This window comes from Polaromonas naphthalenivorans CJ2 (assembly GCF_000015505.1).
GTDB lineage: Bacteria > Pseudomonadota > Gammaproteobacteria > Burkholderiales > Burkholderiaceae_C > Polaromonas > Polaromonas naphthalenivorans.
In genome coordinates this window covers 509,892-530,102 of record NC_008781.1, presented here as the reverse complement: position 1 = coordinate 530,102, position 20,211 = coordinate 509,892, and the positions used below count along the sequence as shown (strand labels likewise).

Sequence of the window (20,211 nt, the reverse complement as noted above, 5' to 3'; positions counted from 1 at the left end):
GAAAATTAACGCTTGCTGAACTGCTTGCGGCGGCGGGCTGAGCGGAAACCGACCTTTTTACGTTCGACTTCACGCGCATCGCGGGTCACGAAACCGGCCTGGCTCAACGCTGGCTTGAGCGTTGCGTCATAGTCGATCAGGGCGCGGGTAATGCCGTGGCGCACTGCGCCGGCCTGGCCGGACTCGCCGCCGCCGTGGACGTTGATCATGATGTCAAACGTCTCGACGTGGTTCGTCAGGAACAGGGGCTGGCGGCAGATCATGATGGAGGTCTGGCGACCGAAGAACGCCTGGATGTCCTTGTCGTTGACCGTGATCTTGCCAGTGCCTTTTTTGATGAACACGCGGGCGACGCTGGATTTGCGACGGCCGGTGCCGTTGTTCCATTCACCGATCATTTGGCGGCTCCTGCAATTTCAAGCACTTTAGGCTGTTGGGCGGTGTGCGGATGCTCTGCACCACCGTACACCTTGAGTTTCTTGATCATGGCGTAACCGAGCGGGCCCTTGGGCAGCATGCCCTTGACGGCTTTTTCCAGGGCGCGGCCAGGAAACTTGGTTTGCATGTCGCGGAAATTGGTGGCAGTGATGCCGCCTGGATAACCGGAATGACGGTAGTAAATCTTGTCGGTCGATTTGGCACCGGTCACACGCAACTGGGCTGCGTTGATGATGACGATGAAGTCGCCGGTATCGACGTGAGGCGTGTAAATGGCCTTGTGTTTGCCGCGTAAACGGAGAGCAACTTCGCTGGCTACTCGTCCGAGGACCTTGTCGGTCGCGTCAATCACAAACCACTCGTGCGTCACGTCAGCGGGTTTGGCGCTGAAGGTTTTCATGAGTTTCTCTTAATGATAAAAGGGGGTTTGTCGGGTTCTTTTCCACGGTCGGCGTTCCTCTGATGAGAACCTCTTAGGTGGTCATTTGCCTGGCAGCGCCTTCCGGAACAAGTCCAAAAAGTGCCTTCAAGCAACCCTGCCGCGGAACCACATGTGCGCTGCAGAGCCTAAGATTATATGAAGAATCAAGGGTTTGCGTCAATTTTTCCTCTGCTTCTTCCCGGCAACCGCTGCAAACTTTTCAGGCATTCACCGAAATGACAACACCCTTGGCGTCAACTGGCTTCATCACGAACCGGAGCGGCAAGAATTTTTCGATCACCCGGGCATTGGTCAGCGCATGCTCGGTCAGTTCAGTGGCGAAATACTGGCCCGGGCGTCCCTGCAGCGCCGCCAGCGCCAGCGGAATCATCAACTGGTCGGCCAGATGCGGACCGACCGGCGCAGCGTGAGCCAGGTAGCCGCGCACTTCCTTGACCAGCCGGTGGGCCACCTGTTCGGCGCTGGTGGCTTTGTCTCCGTAACTGGCAAACACCTCGGTGATGTTTTCGTATTCCAGCACCACCACCAGCGCATTGCCCGGCCCTTCATTGGCGCGAAGGCCCCGGTCGCGAAGCTGGTCATCGGCCCAGCCGAAAGCGCTTTTCAGCACACCGAGTTCGCGGGCGGCCACGCCCCTGGGAATCCCCGCATGCAGGCATTCGGCCCAGGCGCGAAGCGGCTTGCCGCGTTCCGTCAGGTTGATGGCGGCAATGCCTTGCGCCGGAGGGTGGATGCGCACCTGCGCCTCGCCGCCGCCGGCTGGGTAAAAGCCGTGGCGGCGCAGCTCCAGCTCAAGCAGGGCATCGCCATCGCCCGCAAAACAGGGGGCGGCGTGCTTTAAAAATGACAGCGAAGGCGCCATCGGGTTGTGCGTGCCGCCGCGCAGCAGCAAATTTGACACACCCTGCGCCAGCGCCAGCGGCCATAAAACTGTCTGCAGCACCAGCGTGCAGCTGCCTGCCGAGCCCACCGCGAACTCATAGTCGCCCGAGCGCGCCTTGCCCGGCGTGAACTGCAGGCAGGTGTCGCCCAGCCGGACTTCATTCCCTTCGCTATTGCGTGCAATGGTTTCAGCCGCGCCGCCGCCCACCGCGACTGCCGCCTGCACACAGGTCAAATGCTGGCGCAGCAGGCCGGGCTTGGGACGCCGGGCGCGGATGTTGTCAATCCGGAACGGCTGGCCGCTTGCCAGGCTCAGGGCCAGCGCCGTGCGCAAAATCTGTCCGCCGCCCTCGCCTGCGGAACCATCGAGTTCAATCATTTTTCTTCTTTCTTTTGTCTTCTTTCTCGCGGCCATCCAGGCCGCCTCCTGACACTCAGCCCTTGACGCAGACGATCTGCTTGAGGATGTACACCACCTCCACCAGATCGGTCTGCGCGGCCATGACCGCGTCGATGTCCTTGTAGGCCATCGGAATTTCGTCAATCACCGCCTCGTCCTTGCGGCATTCCACGCCTTCAGTGGCCTTGATCTGGTCGGCCAGCGTGAACAGCTTTTTGGCCCGGGTCCGGCTCATCGAGCGTCCGGCACCATGGCTGCAGCTCATGAAGCTCTCGGGATTCCCCTTGCCGCGCACAATGAAGCTGCGCGCCCCCATGCTGCCCGGAATGATGCCCAGTTCGCCCGCCCTGGCGCTCACGGCTCCTTTGCGGGTCACGAACACGTCCTGCCCAAAATGGGTTTCCCTGGCGACATAGTTGTGGTGGCAGTTCACCGCCTCGATGTGCGTCTCGAACGGCTTCTTGACGACTTTGCGCAGCGCGGCAATCGTGCGCTGCATCATCACTTCGCGGTTGAGCTTGGCGAATTTCTGCGCCCAGCCCACGCCGCGCACATAGTCGCCGAAATACTGCGCACCTTCTTCAAAATAGGCCAGATCCTTGTCGGGCAGGTTGCGCTGGTGCAGTTCCGCGTCCTTCCTGGCCAGCTCGATGAAGTGCGTGCCGATGGCATTGCCAACCCCACGCGAGCCCGAGTGCAGCATGATCCAGACCGCTCCGGCCTCATCCAGGCAGACCTCGATGAAGTGGTTGCCGCCGCCCAGCGTTCCCATGTGGCGGTGGTTGTTGGTGTTTTTCAGGCGCGGGTAGTCCAGGCAAATCGCCTCGAACTCGTCCACCAGCTGCGCCCAGGCGGCGTCGGCCTCGTTCGGCGGGTTTTCCCAGGAACCCCGGTCACGGCTGCCGCCACGGCGCTGCTCCTTGGGCGTCATGCCGTGGGGAACGGCTTTTTCGATCTCGCTGCGCAGCTGCGCCAGGCTGTCGGGCAGGTCTTCGGCGCGCAGCGTGGTCTTGCAGGCGATCATCCCGCAGCCGATATCGACGCCGACCGACGCCGGAATGATGGCCTTGAAGGTGGCGACCACGCTGCCCACCGTTGCGCCGATGCCGTAATGCACATCGGGCATGGCCGCGACATGGCTGAAGACAATCGGCAGCCGGGCCGTGTTTTCGAGCTGCCTGAGCGCCACCGCCTCGACGGGAACCCCCTGCGTCCACATTTTGACGGGCACGCCGCCTTCGACCTGATGCATTTCGTAATTCATTTTTTGCTTTCTTGTTGGCTTGCCGGGCGCCGTTGTTGGCGCCCGACGTGATAGACATTGCATTGAACGTGCCAAATCTCCACCTGTTCCAGGGTGATATGCAATCCATTGATTTCATTGGATATTTTTCAAAACATCCAACCATCCGCCAAATTTAGCGAGAACAAAACCGGATTATTTTATAAATCCAGCCAGTAAACTAGCCCGATGAAACGCAAAGTCGTCATCGGGTTTCTCGGCAGCCAGCTCGATTCAGGCCTGGGCGCGGCGCGCTGGGACAAGTGGCGACCCACGGTCTCGCTGGCGCAGCATGACGACCTGCAGGTGGACCGGCTGGAGCTGCTTCACGATGTGCGCTACCTGGCGCTGGCGCGCACGGTGCAGGCCGACATCGCGCAGCTCTCGCCCGGCACCGAGGTGCGCCTGAGCGAGATGAACCTGGCCAATCCCTGGGACTTTGGCGAGGTCTATGGCGCGCTGTACGACTGGCTCAAGACTTACCCGTTTGAGCTGGAGCAGGAAGACTACTGGGCGCACATCACCACCGGCACCCATGTGGCGCAGATCTGCCTGTTCCTGATGGTCGAGGCGCGCCTGATTCCGGGCGTTCTGCTGCAGACCGCACCGCCGCGCCGGCAGGGCAGTCAGGCAGCCGGCAGCTATGAATTGATTGACCTGGACCTGTCGCGCTATGACGCCATCAACACCCGGCTGCGCAGCGCCCGGCAGGATGCGGTGTCGTTCCTGAAAAGCGGGATTGCCACGCGCAACCCCCGCTTCAACGCCCTGATCGAGGAAATCGAGCGCGTCGCCGTGCGCAGCACCGCGCCCATCCTGCTGACCGGCCCGACCGGCGCCGGTAAATCCATGCTGGCCCGGCGCATGTACGAGCTGAAAAAATCGCGCCACCAGGTCAGCGGCGCTTTTGTCGATGTCAACTGCGCCACACTGCGCGGGGACGGGGCGGTATCGGCCCTGTTCGGCCACAGGAAGGGCGCTTTCACGGGTGCGGCCATGGAGCGGGCCGGCTTGCTGAAAACGGCGCACCAGGGCGTGCTATTTCTGGACGAGATCGGCGAGTTGGGCTGCGACGAACAGGCCATGCTGCTCAAGGCCGTGGAAGAGCGGCGCTTCCTGCCGCTGGGCTCGGACGCCGAGGTGCAGAGCGATTTCCAGCTGATCGCCGGCACCAACAAGGATCTGCGTACCGAGGTGGCTTGCGGGCGCTTTCGCGAAGACCTGCTGGCGCGCATCAACCTGTGGTCCTATGTGCTGCCCGGCCTGGCGCAGCGCCGGGAAGACATTGAACCCAATATTGATCACCAGCTGGCCATCGCCTCGCAGGAGTTGGGGCGGCAGGTGCGTTTTACCCGCGAGGCACGGGCCGACTACCTGGGCTTTGCCCAGTCCGGCGAAGCGCTGTGGAGCGGTAATTTCCGCGACTTGAGCGCCTCGGCCACGCGGCTGGCGACGCTGGCGGAAAACGGCCGCATTGGCGTTGAGCTGGTCCAGGCCGAGAAGGCGCGCCTGCGCTGGCTGTGGGACAAACACCCGGCCCGCGATGCGGCCAGTGACGTGTCGCTGCATGACCTCATGGGCGCAGCGGCAGAGCAGCTTGATGCGTTTGACCGGCTTCAGCTGCAGGCGGTGATTGGGATTTGCCGCCAGCAGGCCAGCCTGAGCGAGGCCGGGCGCGCTTTGTTCAATGTCTCGCGCAACCAGCGCGCCGTGATCAACGATGCGGACCGGCTGCGCAAATACCTGCTCAAGTTCGGCTTGACGTGGGAACAAATCCGCACCTGACCCAACCTTGCGCCCGGTGCAGGCTCTTGCCCCTGCTACCATCCAGCCATGTTTTCTTATCGCCACGCCTTCCATGCAGGCAACCATGCCGACGTTCTCAAGCACACCTGCCTGATTGCGTTGATGAAGTACCTGACCCAAAAAGACACGGCCCTGACCGTGATCGACACCCACGCCGGCGCCGGCCTGTACCGCCTCGACGGCGACTACACCGAGACCAGCGGCGAAGCGCAGGAAGGCATCTTCAAGCTGCTTTTGGCATCAAAAATGGCTTCTGCGCAGACTGGTAAAGCCGGAGCAGCTATTAAAAAAGTAGCGCCTGCAGCCACGGCCAAAGCCGCTCCCGCAGCACCTGAGCCAGCCGCCAAGCCCGCCAGCGACTACGCCTGGGCGCCGGCCCTGCTGGACTACCTGGAACTGCTGCGCAGCCTGAACCCGCATTTCGCCCAGACCGGCGACCCGGCGCATCTGAAGATTTACCCCGGCTCGCCCTTCATCGAGCAGAAATTCCTGAGCGGGCGCGACAAGCTCAAGCTGTTCGAGCTGCACCCGACCGATTTCAAGTCGCTTTCCGGCAACATCGAGCAGCTCGGCGTGGGCCGCCAGGTCGTGGTGGCCCGCGAGGACGGCTTCGAGGCGCTGAAAACCTTCTTGCCGCCACCGGCCCGGCGCGCCATGGTGCTGTGCGACCCGAGCTATGAAATGAAGACCGACTACCTGCGCGTCTCAAGCTGCATGGCCGACGCCGTCAAGCGCTTTGCCACCGGCACCTACGTGGTCTGGTATCCGATCATTCCGCGCCCTGAAGCGCACGACCTGCCGCGCAAGCTCAAGACCATCGCAGTCAAGGCCGGCCGCAGCTGGCTGAATGCCACGCTGACGGTCAAGTCGAGCAAGCTGACCACCGACACCGAAGGCGAAGTCGTTCGCCCCGGCCTGCCCGCCAGCGGCATGTTCGTCATCAACCCGCCGCATACGCTGAAAGCCGAACTGCAGGCCGCGCTGCCGCAAATGGTCGCGCTGCTCGGCCAGGACCGCAACGCCGGCTTCACGCTGGAACACGGCGGCTAAAAACCTCCGGCTAGTACTTCAGCGCGCCGCTCTTGCCCCAGAACACGCGGTAGGAAAACACGGTGTAGCCGATGATCATCGGCAGCACCACCACCGCGCCCGCCAGGATGACGCCCATGGATTCCGGCGAAATGGCCGCTTGCCAGATGTTGATACGGTCAATCACCAGCCACGGGAACAGGCTGTAGGCCAGGCCGTAGAACGCCAGCAAAAACACCCCGATGGTGGCGCCAAAAGGCACCCAGATGCCGTATTCATTGCCCTGCGCCAGGCGCGTGGGCAGGCGCTGCAGGCTGCGGTAAATCACCCAGAACAGCACGGCGGTGGCAACCGGAATCGGCAGCAGCAGCACGATGTTGGGAAACGAAAACCACTTGTCGAAAATCGCCGGGCTGACCCACGGTGTGGCCAGCGAGATGGCCGCGATGCCCGCCATGGTGAGCCACAGGCTGGCGCGCGCCCAGCGCACTGCCTGCAGCTGCAGCGCGCCACCCGACTTGATGATCAGCCAGCCGGCGCCCAGCAGGCAGTAGGCCGACAGCAGCGCCAGGCCGATCACCGCATTGAAGGCGATGACCCAGCCGGTCGTGGCAAAGCCGGTGATCAGCGAGCCCAGCATGTAGCCCTGGCTCCAGCTGGCCATCAGCGAGCCGGCATAAAAGGCGCGGTTCCACAGCGGCTTGCGGGCCGCGTGCGCCTTGACCCGGAAGTCAAAGGCCACGCCACGCAGCGTCAGGCCGATCAGCATCATGGCCACCGGCAGGTACAGGGCGCCCAGAATCACGCCGTGCGCCATCGGGAACACCGTCAGCAAGATGCCGACGCCCAGCACCAGCCAGGTTTCATTGGCATCCCAGAACGGGCCGATGCTGGCAATCATGCTGTCCTTGTCGTCCTCGCTGGCGCGGCGCATCAGCATTCCGACGCCGAGGTCGTAGCCGTCCAGGATCACATAGGCCAGCATCGCCAGCCCCATGACGCCCAGGAAAACAATCGGCATCCAGCCGGCGGCCTGGGTGAGGTTGGGTGCCATGTCAAGCATGAGCCGCTCCTGGTTGGCTGGTTGGTTGTTCGGGATAGGTGACGGGGTTGGGCGTGTCTTCCATGCCGCTGCCCGAAGGTTTGTCCGCCTGGGTCTTGTGCCGCGCCAGGTAGAACACCACCGAGACATAGGCCACGATGAGCGCGGCATAGAGCAGCAGGTACAGCGACAGCGTGAATGCAATCTTGGGCGCCACGACCTGCGAGGCCGCGTCGGCGGCGGTCAGCACGCCGGACACCAGCCAGGGCTGCCGGCCGATTTCCGTGGTGTACCAGCCGGCAATCAGCGCGATCCAGCCGGCAAAGGTCATGGCCACCAGGGCCCTGGCCTGCCAGGTGCGAATACTGCGGGCCGGGTCTTTCTTCCAGGGCGCCAGTTGCAGCACGCTCGACCAGCTGACCGCGAGCATCAGCAGGCCCATGCCCACCATGATGCGAAAGGCCCAGAACACCGGCGCCACCGGCGGGTGCTGGCCTTCGAACTCGTTCAGGCCCCTGACCTCGCCGTCGAGGTGGTGCGTCAGGTAGAGCGACGCGAGCTTGGGAATGGCGATTTCATAGCGATTTTCCTTGGCCTTTTCATCGGGCAGCGCGAACAGCACCGCCGGAACGCCTTTTTGCGTTTGCCAGATGCCTTCCATCGCGGCCAGCTTGGCCGGCTGGTGCTCCATGGTGTTCAGGCCGTGAAAGTCGCCGGCCAGGATCTGCAGCGGAATCAAAAAGGCGGCCAGGTAGATGCCGGTCTTCAGCCCGGCCATGGCCTCGGCGCCGCGCTCGCCGCGCAGCCAGCGGTAGCTCGAAACACCCGCCACCAGGAAGGCCACGGTCAGGCCCGAGGCCAGCATCATGTGCGTGAAGCGGTAGGGAAATGACGGATTGAAGATGACTTCCAGCCAGCTCGTGACATGCGCCTTGCCGTCGATCATCTCGAAGCCGGTCGGCGTGTGCATCCAGGAGTTCAGCGCCAGGATCCAGAACGCCGACAGCGTCGTGCCGCCGGCCACCAGCAGCGTGGCGATGGTGTGCATTTTTTCACTGACGCGCGCCCGGCCGAACAACATCACGCCGAGCATGGTGGCTTCGAGGAAGAAGGCCGTCAGCACTTCATAGGCTAAAAGCGGCCCGGCGATGTTGCCGACCTTCTGCATGAAGCCCGGCCAGTTGGTGCCGAACTGAAAACTCATGGTGATGCCGCTGACCACGCCCAGCGCAAAGGTCAGCGCGAAAATCTTCACCCAGAACTGGTAGGCGTCCATCCAGTGCTGCTGCCCGGTCTTGACAAAGCGCAGCTTGAAAAACAGCAGCACCCACGCCAGCGAGATGCTGATGGTCGGGAACAGGATGTGGAAAGTCATGTTGGCCGCGAACTGAATCCGCGCCAGAAGCACTGCGTCAAGTCCATCCATGATCAGCTCCCGTCTTTGGCGGAAAGCGTGGCAGGCGCCGCCGCTCCAGTGCCTGGCAAGGCCATGCCCTTGAAGCCGGCCTTCACCGTACTGGCCACCTTGTCCTTGGCCTGCAGCAGCTTTTGCACCTTGGCGCCCATTTTCATCAGGCTGATCAGCGTGCTGGAGTCCATCTTCTGCACGTCAAGCAGCCAGCCGGTCATCAGCTCGATCAGCTCGTGCATCTGCCGCATGCGTTCCTGGGCATGGATGTCATCCTCGCCGGAGGGTTTTTCCATCAGCGCGTCGCGCAGCATCGACAGCGTCGGGTCGATCTCGCGCTTGCGGCGTTCCTCGGCCAGCGTGCGAAAGATTGCCCAGACATCCTCGGGCGCCTGAAAGTATTCGCGCCGGTCATTGGGCAGGTGCTGCAGCCGCACCAGGTTCCAGGACTGGAGTTCCTTCAGGCCCATGCTGACATTGGAGCGCGAAAAGGCCAGCGCCTCGCCGATGTCGTCGGCGTTCAGCGCCCGCGGCGAGACATACAGCAAGGCGTAAATCTGCCCCACGGTGCGGTTGATGCCCCAGCGGCTGCCCATCTCGCCGAAGTGAAGGACAAAACGCTGGGTCAGGGGAGCAAGGTTCATGGTGCGATGTACTGAAGTTTCAGGAATTACTGAAATTCTAGTAAACGCTCCGGCTCGGTGCTGCCGGTTTTCCTTAACCCTTCAAATGGCAGGGTTGACGCCGGACCGGCATTTCCCGAAACGCCATTCATGCAAGGCGTTCATTCCGGCTGGCGGCGCCCGGTGGCAAATCAGCGGCGAGTGCGTGCCGAGCGGCGCGGTGCCTTGCCGTTTTTCTTGAGCTGGCCAGCAGCCGATGCCGCGTTGTCCAGGGTGTCGGCCACGTTCAGCGACACCTCGGCCACGCCCGCGCCCATCAAGCCCAGGGCTTCGGCGGCGGCCTGGCTCACGTCAATCACGCGGCCCGGGGCAAACGGCCCCCGGTCATTGATGCGCACATCGACTTCGCGCCCCAGGGCCAGGCTGCGCACCCTAACGATGGTGCCGAAAGGCAGGGTCTTGTGGGCGGCCGTCAGCGCGTATTTGTCGTAGTTCTCGCCGCTGGCGGTGCGCCGGCCATGGAATTGCCCGCCGTACCAGGACGCATGGCCGCGCTCCAGCTCCAGCGCCGCCGCGCCGGTCAAGCGGTATTTTTCATCCACGGGAACATCGGGCGCCGCTGGTGCTTCAGTCTCGACAGCCGGAGGCGGCTTCTCGACCTGCTTGCGAAAACGCCGGGCGATGAAGTCGGCAAGGCGTGATGGATGAGGCGGTGGCGGCGACGCCACAGCGGCGGACGTCGATGGCGATGCCAGGGCCGAAGACTCCGCCGGGGACAAGGCCGGCGCCGGTTGGGGCGCTGCGGTCGGCGCGGGCAGCGTCGTGCAGCCCGCCATCAGGGCCAGCAGGCTCGCCGCAAGCCAGCACTTGAGGGCGCCACCCCGGGAGGCGAAAACCAGACCCGCCATCAGGCCGGCGTCAGGCGGCGAATGATCTCGGTCGTCGCTGCCGCCTGGTTCATCGTATAAAAATGGATGCCCGGCACGCCGGCAGCGCACAGCTGGCCGCACAGGTCGGTGATCACGTCCAGGCCAAAACTTTTGATCGACGCCGTGTCGTCGCCATAGCCCTGCAGGCGCAAACGAATCCAGCGCGGAATCTCGGCGCCGCAGGCGTCCGAAAAACGCATCAGTTGGGTCGAGCTGGTGATCGGCATGATGCCGGGCACCACCGGCACCTCGACGCCCAGCCGCCGCACGTCATCGACAAAGCGAAAGTAGGCGTCGGCGTTGAAGAAATACTGGGTGATGGCTGAATTGGCACCGGCCCTGACCTTGGTCGCAAAGGCGTTCAGGTCGGCATCGGCCGATTTGGCCTGCGGATGGATTTCGGGGTAAGCGGCGACTTCGATGTGAAAGGCATCGCCGGTCTCGGCGCGGATAAAGGCCACCAGGTCGCTGGCGTAATGAAACTCGCCGCCCATGCCGTAGCCGCTGGGCAGGTCGCCGCGCAGCGCCACCAGGCGCTTGACACCCATGGCCCGCAGCGCGCCAAGCTGCTCGCGCACTGTCGATTTGGTCGCGCCGACGCAGGAAAAATGGCTGGCGGCGGCCACGCCCTCTTCCTGAATCGCCTTGACCGTGCTGAATGTGCCCTCCTGCGTCGAGCCGCCAGCGCCAAAGGTCACCGAGCAGAACTCCGGCAGGTGAGCGTACAGCGCCTGGCGCGTCAGCCGCAGCTTGTCGGCGCCTTCGGGCGTCTTGGGGGGGAAAAATTCAAAACTGACCGGAATATTCATCGCGGGCCTTCAATCACTGGTGGAGTTGTCGTCGGAATTCTTGTCGCGCCGCTTGCCGCGCGCCGGGCCATGCTGGCCTGCCTGCGCGAGTTCGGAATCTTCGTGCGGCGCCCAGGACGCCCGCATCTCGCTGCGCGGCACCCGCTTGGCCACTTTTCGCTGCGGCGCGGCCGCCAGCGGCTGGTCTTCGCCCTGCACGTCATGCCCTTTCTGGGCGTGGATGAAGAACTCGCGGTTGCCGTCGCCGCCGGCAATCGGCGACTCCAGCCACGCCTTGACCTCCAGCCCCAATCCAGCGCAGGCATCGCGCAGGCGCTTTTCAACGAACTCGAAATGCGCCGCATCGCGCACGATGCCGCCCTTGCCGATCTGGCCGGGCTGCAGTTCGAACTGCGGCTTGACCAGCATCAACAGGTGGCCATCGGCCTTGAGCAGCCGCACCACGGCGGGCAGCACCAGCGTCAATGAAATGAAGGACAGGTCGCCGGTCAGGAAGTCGAACACCGGATCGAAGCCGCCGTCATCCACTCCATCCACTCCATCCGCTTCATCGCCGTCATCGCTTTCTTCGGCGTCGTCAAAGTCCTCGAAATCCTCGAAGTCTTCTTCACTGCCGCTGCTGATGTGCAGGGCGCGGCGGTAATGCACCGCCAGGTCGTCAGCCGTCAGCGAACGCGCATTCACGCCTTCGATGCAGACCACGCGCTCGTCGGCGCGCAGGCTGTCGTGCAGCTGGCCATGGCCGACATCGACGCCCACGACCTGAGTGGCGCCGTGCTGCAGCAGGCAATCGGTGAAGCCGCCGGTCGATTGGCCGATGTCCAGGCAACGCAGGCCCGTCACGTCAAGGCCTGTGCTTTTCAGCGCGCCTTCGAGCTTGAGGCCGCCGCGCGAGATGTACTTGGCTTCGGTGGTGTCGAGCACCTGCAACTCGGCGTTGCCGGGGATTTCATCGCCGTTCTTGGCGACTTTTTTCCAGGCCACGGCCTCGTCCACGCGCCAGTGCACGCCCGAGGCGATCAGGCGCTGGGCCTGGGAACGGGTGGTGGCATGGCCGTGTTCAACAAGAAATAGATCAGCGCGCATAAGGTTCCGGCAACGTCAAGGTTGCGTACAGGGGAATAAAACTATCATTTTGATAGCTGCTAGCGCATGCAGAGCAAGCGCTAGAAGGCAATTTGGCTTAAAAAACGCCCTTGCGCCCGGAGCGCAGGGGCCACAAGGCATCTCAATAACGGTAGGTATTGGCCTTGTAAGGGCCGGCTTTGGACACGCCAATATACGCTGCCTGCTCGTCGCTCAGTTCGGACAGCATCGCGCCGACCTTCTTCAGGTGCAGGCGGGCCACCTTTTCATCGAGGTGCTTGGGCAGCACATAGACCTTGCCGGCTTCGTATTCGGCCTGCTTGGTGAACAGCTCGATCTGCGCAATCGTCTGGTTCGCAAAGCTCGACGACATGACGAAGCTCGGGTGGCCGGTGCCGCAGCCCAGGTTCACGAGACGCCCCTTGGCCAGCAAGATGATGCGCTTGCCGTCGGGAAAGATCACATGATCCACCTGCGGCTTGATCTCTTCCCAGTTGCAGCTTTCCAGCGACGCCACGTCGATCTCGTTGTCGAAGTGGCCGATGTTGCAGACGATGGCCTGGTCTTTCATGGCCGCCATGTGCGCATAGGTGATGACGTTCTTGTTGCCGGTGGCCGAGACGAAGATGTCGCACTTGTCGGCGGCGTAGTCCATGGTCACGACCTTGTAGCCTTCCATCGCGGCCTGCAGGGCGTTGATCGGGTCGATTTCGGTGACCCAGACCTGGGCGCTGAGCGCGCGCAGGGCCTGGGCGCAGCCCTTGCCCACATCGCCGTAGCCAGCCACCACGGCGACCTTGCCGGCAATCATCACATCGGTGGCGCGCTTGATGGCATCGACCAGCGATTCGCGGCAGCCGTAGAGGTTGTCGAACTTGGACTTGGTGACCGAGTCGTTGACGTTGATGGCGCGAAACGCCAGCGTGCCCTTGGCCGACATTTCGTTCAGGCGCAGCACGCCGGTGGTGGTTTCCTCGGTCACGCCGATGATGTTGGCCAGGCGGCGGCTGTACCAGGTCGGGTCTTGCGCCAGCTTGGCCTTGATGGCGCCGAACAGGCAGGTTTCTTCCTCGCTGGCGGGGTATTCGAGCAGGCTCGCATCGGTTTCGGCGCGGGCGCCCAGGTGCATCAACAGCGTGGCATCGCCGCCGTCGTCCAGGATCATGTTCGGGCCTTCTTCGGGCGTGCCTTTGGCGCCGGTGAATTCGAAGATGCGGTGGGTGTAGTCCCAGTAGTCGGCCAGGGTTTCGCCCTTGACGGCGAACACCGGCGTGCCTTCAGCGGCAATCGCGGCGGCGGCATGGTCCTGCGTCGAGAAGATGTTGCACGAGGCCCAGCGCACTTCGGCGCCCAGCGCCTGCAGGGTTTCAATCAGCACGCCGGTCTGGATGGTCATGTGCAGCGAGCCGGTGATGCGCGCGCCCTTGAGCGGCTGGGCAGCGGCGAATTCCTGGCGAATCGCCATCAGGCCGGGCATTTCGGTCTCGGCGATTTTGAGTTCCTTGCGACCCCAGGCGGCCAGCGTCAGGTCGGCAATGATGTGGTCGGTATTCAACATGGTTTTTAGTGCAATGTTCATGGGGGTAGCTCCAAAATCGAGGGTCAAGCTGGGCAAAATAGCCACGGCCGCAGGTGTCAATCGAAGGGAGTGTGGGTCTCACTCACCCGGCATCAAGGCACATGCGGGTGAGCGTGGTTGCAAATAGAAGTCCTGAGCCTAGACCACATGCCGTGGGTTGCAACGCTCCTCAGGAGAGCCGCCATTGTACAGAACACGCCCAAAAGCAGGTTTTGCAAAGACCCCATGCGCAAATTTCCCCGGTGCAGGCCCGTCATTCAGCAACGGTCGCCCGGTCGGCTGGCGCGCTGGGTTTCTCCATCGCCTTTTACCTGTGCGTCAGCCGGTTTTTTTAACCTTTTATGCCTTTTGCGCACGTCCCCTATGCGCAAGCAGCTATTATTTACATAGCATCTTCGAGACTAATGGCTAGCGCGCCAGCACCGCCGCCAGCGCCTTGCCGGTCGCTGTGCCCAGCGCCACCACGGCTTCGGGCGGCGCGGAGGCCACCACCAGCCCGCCCGCGTTGCCGCCGTCCGGCCCCAGGTCGATCACCCAGTCGGCTTCGGCAATCACGTCGAGGTCGTGCTCGATGACGATCACGCTATGGCCGCCGTTGACCAGGCGGTGCAGCACATGGATCAGCTTTTCGACATCAGCCATGTGCAGGCCGACGGTCGGCTCGTCGAGCACATACAGCGTGTGCGGCGCCTTCTGGCCGCGCCGGGTGATGTCGTCGCGCACCTTGCTGAGTTCGGTCACCAGCTTGATGCGCTGCGCCTCGCCGCCCGACAGCGTGGGCGACGGCTGGCCCAGCGTGAGGTAGCCCAGGCCCACATCCTTGAGCAGTTGCAGCGGGTGGCCGATGGCGGGCATGGCGGCGAAGAAATCCACCGCCTCATCGACTTCCATCTTCAGCACGTCGCCGATGCTTTTGCCGCGCCAGGTGACAGCCAGCGTTTCGGGGTTGAAGCGCGCGCCGTGGCAGGTTTCGCACAGCACCTTCACATCGGGCAGAAAGCTCATGCCGATGGTGCGCACGCCCGCGCCTTCGCAGGTCGGGCAGCGGCCTTCGCCGGTGTTGAAGGAAAAGCGCCCTGCCGCGTAGCCGCGCGCGCGCGCTTCGAGCGTGTCGGCGAACAGCTTGCGCACCGTGTCCCAGAAGCCGATGTAGGTCGCCGGACAGGAGCGCGGGGTCTTGCCGATGGGCGTCTGGTCCACTTCGAGCACGCGGTCCACGACGCGATAGCCTTCGATGCGCTCGCAACCGGTCCAGGCCGGGTGCTTGCCGGCGTCGTCGGCCTCGCGCCCGGCCTTGGTCGAGCGCTGCGTGACGCCGGCGTGGACGCTGGTCAGCAGCACGTCGCGCGCCAGCGTGGATTTGCCGGAGCCCGAAACACCGGTGACGGCGACCAGCCGGTAGAGCGGCACTTCGACGGTGACGTTTTTGAGGTTGTGCAGGCTGGCGTTGACGACTGTCAGCCACGAGGTGAACGGGCTGGCGGCGGCGGGCGCTGCGTTGTGCTGGGCGCTGGCTTGGGCGGCTGCGGCTTTGAGGGCCTGGGCTTTCAGGGCGGCCTGCCTGGCCTTGCTCAGGGGTTTGGCGGGAACTGCGCCCGGTGAGGCCGCTGCACCGGGGTCAGAGTCCAATTCAGCGACAGCGCTTCCAGCAAGCGTTTGGCGGCGCGCATGCAAGGGATGAATCAGCGGGTTCGCCAGATAGCGTCCCGTGAGCGATTCCGGCACGGCTGACAGCTGCGCCGCCGTGCCCTGCGCCACCAGCGTCCCGCCGCGCTTGCCGGCGCCGGGGCCGATGTCGATGATGTTGTCGGCGCGGCGAATCGTGTCTTCATCATGCTCGACCACCACCAGCGTGTTGCCACGCTCGCTGAGCTTGCCCAGGGCGCCGAGCAGAATCTGGTTGTCGCGCGGATGCAGGCCAATCGTCGGCTCGTCAAGCACATAGCAGACGCCCTGCAGGTTCGAGCCCAGCTGCGCGGCCAGCCGGATGCGCTGCGCCTCGCCGCCCGACAGCGTCGGCGCGCCCCGGTCCAGCGTGAGGTAGCCCAGGCCCACGTCTTCGAGGAATTCAAGACGGCTCCTGATCTCAGGAACCAGGTCGCGGGCGATGCCGGCTTCGCGTCCGCTGAGCGCCAGTTGATCGACCCAGCCGCGCACATCGGTCACCGACAGCGCGGCAATGTCGGCAATCCCGGCATCGGCAAACAGCACGGCACGCGCCTGCGGGTTCAGGCGCGTGCCTGCGCAGGCCGGGCAAACCGCATCGAGCACGTCGTCGGTCTCGGGCTCGCCAAAGGTCTGCTCGCGGCCCTTGTTGTCGTCGCTGCCCAGCACCGAATCGTCGAACACCTTGCGCTGGTCCCTGGTCAGCTTGACGCCGGTTCCGACGCAGTCCGGGCACCAGCCGTGCTTGCTGTTGTAGCTGAACAGGCGCGGGTCGAGTTCGGGATAAGACGTGGAGCAGACCGGGCAGGCGCGGCGCGTCGAGAAGGCCTCGATCCGGCCAATCGCCTGGGTGCTGGCGCCGGCCAGCATCGCCTCCCACAGGCCATCAAGCGTTGCCAGCACATGCACCACGCCCTTGCCATGCTCCAGCGCGGTGGCCAGGGCCTGCCGCAGCGCGGCTTCGTTGTCGGGCGTGACGTGGATGTCGGCAATCGGCAACTCGACCGTGTGTTCCTTGAAGCGGTCGATGCGCGGAAAGCCGGTGGTCGGCAAAAACTCGCCATCGACGCGCAGATGCGTGTAGCCGCGCGGCCGCGCCCAGTCGGCGAGTTCCGTATAGACGCCCTTGCGGTTCATCACCAGCGGCGCGAGCAGGCCGATGTGCTGGCCCCGGTAGGTCTTCAGCAATTGGGCGGCGATGCTCTCGGGGCTTTGCGGCATGACCGCCGCGCCATCCTTGGTGCAGTGCTGGATGCCCAGCTTGACGTAGAGCAGGCGCAAAAAGTGCCAGACCTCGGTGGTCGTGCCGACGGTCGATTTGCGCCCGCCGCGCGACAGCCGCTGCTCGATGGCCACCGTGGGCGGAATGCCGTAAACCGCATCGACCTCGGGCCGGCCCGCCGGCTGCACGATGCTGCGGGCGTAGGCGTTGAGCGACTCCAGGTAGCGGCGCTGGCCCTCGTTGAACAAAATGTCAAAGGCCAGCGTCGATTTGCCCGAGCCGCTGACACCCGTGACCACATTGAACTTGCCGCGCGGAATATCGACCGACAGGCTTTTGAGGTTGTTTTCCCTGGCGTTGACGATCTGAATCAGGTTGGAAAAAGCCGGCCGCGTCTTCCAGGCCTTGGGCCTTGGCTCTTCAACTTTGTACGACTTGCTCATGGCTTGCTCGTAGTCGCGCAAGGCCAGCGCCGTGTGCGACGTGGGATGATGGCGAACGATTTCCGGCGGCCCTTCAGCCACCAGCAGGCCGCCGTTCTCGCCGCCTTCAGGGCCGAGGTCGATCAGCCAGTCGGCCGAGCGGATCACGTCCAGGTTGTGCTCGATGATGATCAGCGAATGGCCGGCCTCCAGCAGCCGGCGTAGCGCGCGCATGAGCTTGGCGATGTCGTCGAAATGCAGGCCGGTGGTCGGCTCGTCGAACAGAAACAGCGTGCCCCGGTTCGGGTGCTTGAGCGCCAGCGCCTGCCCGCTGGCGCTCTGGCGCTGGCCCGCCGCCTTGCTGGCGCCGGCCAGGAAGCCCGCGAGCTTGAGCCGCTGCGCCTCGCCGCCCGAGAGCGTGGGCACGGGCTGGCCGAGCTTGACGTATTCCAGCCCGACATCAAGGATGGGCTGCAGGGCGCGCATGACTTCGCGGTCCTGCGCGAACAGCTGCACGGCTTCGCTGACGGTCAAATCCAGCACATCGGCCACATTGAGCAGCCGGGATTTGAGCTGGCCGATGGCCTGGCGCTCAATCGTGACTTCGAGGATTTCAGGCCGGTAGCGCTTGCCGTCGCAGTCGGGGCAGCGCAGGTACACGTCGCTCAGGAACTGCATCTCGACATGCTCGAAGCCCGAGCCGCCGCAGGTCGGGCAGCGGCCATCGCCATTGTTGAAGCTGAATTTGCTCGCCGTGTAGCTGCGCTGCCGGGCCAGCGGCGACAGGGCGAACAGCTCGCGCACGGCGTCCCAGGCGCCGACATAGCTGGCCGGGTTCGAGCGCGCGGTCTTGCCAATCGGCGACTGATCGACAAACACCACGTCCGTCAGGCGCTCGGCGCCCAGCAGCCGGTCATGCAGGCCCGGCGTTTCGGTCGCCTTGCCGAACTGGCGCAGCAGCGCGGGCGCCAGGATGTCCTGCATCAGCGTCGATTTGCCCGAGCCGCTGACGCCGGTCACGCAGACCAGGCGCTGCAGCGGGAACTCGACCGTGAGGTTTTTCAGGTTGTGGTCGCGCGCGCCCTCTAAAACCAGGCGCGGCGTGTTGTCGGTCACGGCGCGCTTCAAGCCCATGCCGACCAGCTTGCGCCCGCCCAGGTAGGCGCCGGTCAGCGTGTCGGCATGCCGCACTTCCTCGGGCGTGCCGTCGAAGACGATCTGCCCGCCCTTCTCGCCCGGCCCCGGCCCCATGTCGATCATGCGGTCGGCGGCCAGCATGACGGCCGGGTCGTGCTCGACGACAACCAGCGTGTTGCCGGCATCGACCAGCCGGCGCATCGCCTGCGTGATGCGGTGCATGTCGCGCGGATGCAGGCCGATGGACGGCTCGTCGAGCACGAACAGGGTGTTGACCAGCGACGTGCCCAGCGCGGTCGTCAGGTTGATGCGCTGCACCTCGCCGCCCGACAGCGTGCGGCTCTGGCGGTCCAGCGTCAGGTAGCCGATGCCGACATCGCAGAGGTATTTGACGCGCGTGCGGATTTCCTCGAACAGCGATTTCAGGGCCTTTTGCTCGGCATCATCGCCAGCAGCGGCAAATGAAAGGCTGCCGGAGAACTTCTGCAACCGGTCAATTGGCAAGCGCATCAGGTCATGCAGGCACAGCCCCGGCATCGCTTCGAGCTGTGCGCGCGTCCATTGAACGCCGACCGGCATGAAGCGCTCGGCCGGCGGCAAGACCGCATCGGCGGCCTCCTTGCTGCCCAGCCGCCACTGCAGCGATTCGAGCTTGAGCCGCGCGCCGCCGCAGGCCTCGCAGGTGGTGTAGCTGCGGTACTTGGACAGCAGCACCCGGATGTGCATCTTGTAGGCCTTGCTCTCCAGGTAAGCAAAGAAGCGCTTGATGCCGAACCAGTGCTTCTCCCATTTCCCCTTCCAGTCAGGCGAGCCGTTGATCACCCAGGCCTGCTGCTCGGGTGTGAGCTTGTACCAGGGCGTGTCGCGCGGAATGCCCTCGGCTTCGGCGTGGCGCATCAAATCGTCCTGCGCTTCCTTCCAGGCCGGCGTCTGCATCACCTTGATGGCGCCGGCGCGCAGCGTGAGCCTGTCGTTCGGAATCACCAGCCCGTAATCGACACCGATCACGCGGCCAAAGCCCTTGCAGGTCTCGCAGGCGCCCATGGCCGAATTGAAGGAAAACAGCGACGGCGTGGGATCGGTGTAGCGCAGGTCGCTTTCAGGGCAATGCAGGCCGGTGGAAAAGCGCCACATTTCTTCGGCCTCGCCAGGCTGGCCCGGCTGCACATACACATTCAGGCGGCCGCCGCGCTTCAGGGCGGTTTCAATCGCCTCGATGACGCGGATTTTTTCAGTCAGGTGCAGGCGAAAGCGGTCGGCCACCACGTCGAGCAGCTTGTGCGGCCCGGCGGGCGTTGCCACGTCGCGCTGCGCATGGACGCGCGTGAAGCCGCTGGCCGACAGCCACTGCTCGACCTCTGCGGCGCTGGTGTTGCCCGGCAGCTCGACCGGGAAGGTCATGACGACGCGCGGGTCAGCGCCTGCGGTGCGCGCCATCAGCTCGGCGTAGATGGATTCCGGAGAGTCGTGCCGAACGGCCAGTGCCGTCTGCCGGTCGAACAGCTGCGCGGCCCGGGCGTAAAGCAGCTTCAGGTGGTCGTTGAGTTCGGTCATGGTGCCGACGGTCGAGCGCGAGGAGCGCACCGGATTGGTCTGGTCGATGGCAATCGCCGGCGGCACGCCCTCGACCTTGTCCACCGCCGGCTTGTCCATGCGGTCCAGGAACTGCCGCGCATAGGCCGAGAAGGTTTCGACATAGCGGCGCTGGCCTTCGGCAAACAGCGTGTCGAACACCAGGCTGGACTTGCCCGAGCCGCTGGGACCGGTAACCACCGTCAGCTCGCCGGTGCGGATGTCCAGGTCGATATTTTTGAGGTTGTGCTGGCACGCGCCGCGAATGCGGATGGTTCCCTGGGACATGGGGTGGGGTCTTTCCTGAAGAGGTCGGACATTCTAGGAGCCCGTCCGGGCCGGGGCGGGCTGTGGGGATTAAAGCGCTTGGGCGAAACCATGAATTTCCAGCCAGCCTACGGATTTACCCCCCATGGCTTTTAAATGCTTCATGGTTAA

13 protein-coding genes, 1 pseudogene and 1 riboswitch are annotated in these 20,211 nt (G+C 64.1%); of the genes and pseudogenes, 2 read left to right on the top strand and 12 right to left on the bottom strand.

Features of this window, described 5'->3' with window-relative positions; genetic code table 11:
* Nucleotides 1-5: 5 nt before the first annotated feature.
* From rpsI to PNAP_RS02475, 4 genes are all read right to left on the bottom strand, one after another.
* A complete protein-coding gene (rpsI, locus tag PNAP_RS02490) occupies nt 6-398 on the bottom strand; it encodes a 30S ribosomal protein S9 (RefSeq protein WP_011799922.1) in 393 nt (130 codons plus the stop codon).
* Nucleotides 395-838: a 50S ribosomal protein L13 gene (gene rplM, locus PNAP_RS02485; protein WP_011799921.1), complete on the bottom strand. Its 444-nt coding sequence runs from the start codon at nt 836-838 to the stop codon at nt 395-397. Before rplM ends, rpsI begins: the two co-directional genes overlap by 4 nt.
* A gap of 241 nt (nt 839-1,079) precedes the next feature.
* Nucleotides 1,080-2,141 carry an RNA 3'-terminal phosphate cyclase gene (gene rtcA, locus PNAP_RS02480; RefSeq protein ID WP_041376476.1) on the bottom strand — a complete coding sequence of 354 codons (1,062 nt, stop codon included), beginning with the start codon at nt 2,139-2,141 and terminating at the stop codon, nt 1,080-1,082.
* Nucleotides 2,142-2,196: 55 nt separating this feature from the next.
* Nucleotides 2,197-3,426, bottom strand: coding sequence for an RtcB family protein (locus PNAP_RS02475; RefSeq protein ID WP_041376475.1), 1,230 nt, complete (start codon nt 3,424-3,426; stop codon nt 2,197-2,199).
* 207 nt (nt 3,427-3,633) lie between these two features.
* Here PNAP_RS02475 and rtcR point away from each other — a divergent pair.
* Nucleotides 3,634-5,163 (top strand): annotated as a pseudogene (gene rtcR / locus PNAP_RS02470) (RNA repair transcriptional activator RtcR); the annotation flags it as partial.
* A gap of 114 nt (nt 5,164-5,277) precedes the next feature.
* Nucleotides 5,278-6,300, top strand: coding sequence for a 23S rRNA (adenine(2030)-N(6))-methyltransferase RlmJ (locus PNAP_RS02465; RefSeq protein ID WP_011799917.1), 1,023 nt, complete (start codon nt 5,278-5,280; stop codon nt 6,298-6,300).
* A gap of 10 nt (nt 6,301-6,310) precedes the next feature.
* On the opposite strand, the gene PNAP_RS02460 is transcribed toward PNAP_RS02465, so the two are convergent.
* From PNAP_RS02460 to uvrA, 8 genes are all read right to left on the bottom strand, one after another.
* Entirely contained in the window at nt 6,311-7,342 is a 1,032-nt protein-coding gene (locus PNAP_RS02460) for a cytochrome d ubiquinol oxidase subunit II (protein ID WP_011799916.1), read from the bottom strand.
* Nucleotides 7,335-8,747: a cytochrome ubiquinol oxidase subunit I gene (locus PNAP_RS02455; protein ID WP_011799915.1), complete on the bottom strand. Its 1,413-nt coding sequence runs from the start codon at nt 8,745-8,747 to the stop codon at nt 7,335-7,337. The genes PNAP_RS02460 and PNAP_RS02455 overlap by 8 nt, the downstream gene beginning before the upstream one ends.
* 2 nt (nt 8,748-8,749) lie before the next feature.
* Nucleotides 8,750-9,373, bottom strand: a complete 624-nt coding sequence (locus tag PNAP_RS02450; RefSeq protein WP_011799914.1) for a GbsR/MarR family transcriptional regulator — start codon at nt 9,371-9,373, stop codon at nt 8,750-8,752.
* 170 nt (nt 9,374-9,543) lie between these two features.
* Nucleotides 9,544-10,260: a septal ring lytic transglycosylase RlpA family protein gene (locus PNAP_RS02445; protein ID WP_011799913.1), complete on the bottom strand. Its 717-nt coding sequence runs from the start codon at nt 10,258-10,260 to the stop codon at nt 9,544-9,546.
* On the bottom strand, nt 10,260-11,090 hold the full coding sequence (gene metF, locus PNAP_RS02440) for a methylenetetrahydrofolate reductase [NAD(P)H] (RefSeq protein WP_011799912.1): 831 nt from the start codon (nt 11,088-11,090) through the stop codon (nt 10,260-10,262). Before metF ends, PNAP_RS02445 begins: the two co-directional genes overlap by 1 nt.
* Nucleotides 11,091-11,099: 9 nt before the next feature.
* Nucleotides 11,100-12,176: a TlyA family RNA methyltransferase gene (locus tag PNAP_RS02435; RefSeq protein ID WP_011799911.1), complete on the bottom strand. Its 1,077-nt coding sequence runs from the start codon at nt 12,174-12,176 to the stop codon at nt 11,100-11,102.
* A 142-nt stretch (nt 12,177-12,318) separates the two neighbouring features.
* Entirely contained in the window at nt 12,319-13,734 is a 1,416-nt protein-coding gene (ahcY, locus tag PNAP_RS02430) for an adenosylhomocysteinase (RefSeq protein ID WP_408633747.1), read from the bottom strand.
* Nucleotides 13,735-13,857: 123 nt separating this feature from the next.
* Nucleotides 13,858-13,932, bottom strand: a riboswitch (S-adenosyl-L-homocysteine riboswitch).
* Between the two features lie 231 nt (nt 13,933-14,163).
* Entirely contained in the window at nt 14,164-20,061 is a 5,898-nt protein-coding gene (gene uvrA / locus PNAP_RS02425; protein WP_011799909.1) for an excinuclease ABC subunit UvrA, read from the bottom strand.
* Nucleotides 20,062-20,211: the final 150 nt, after the last annotated feature.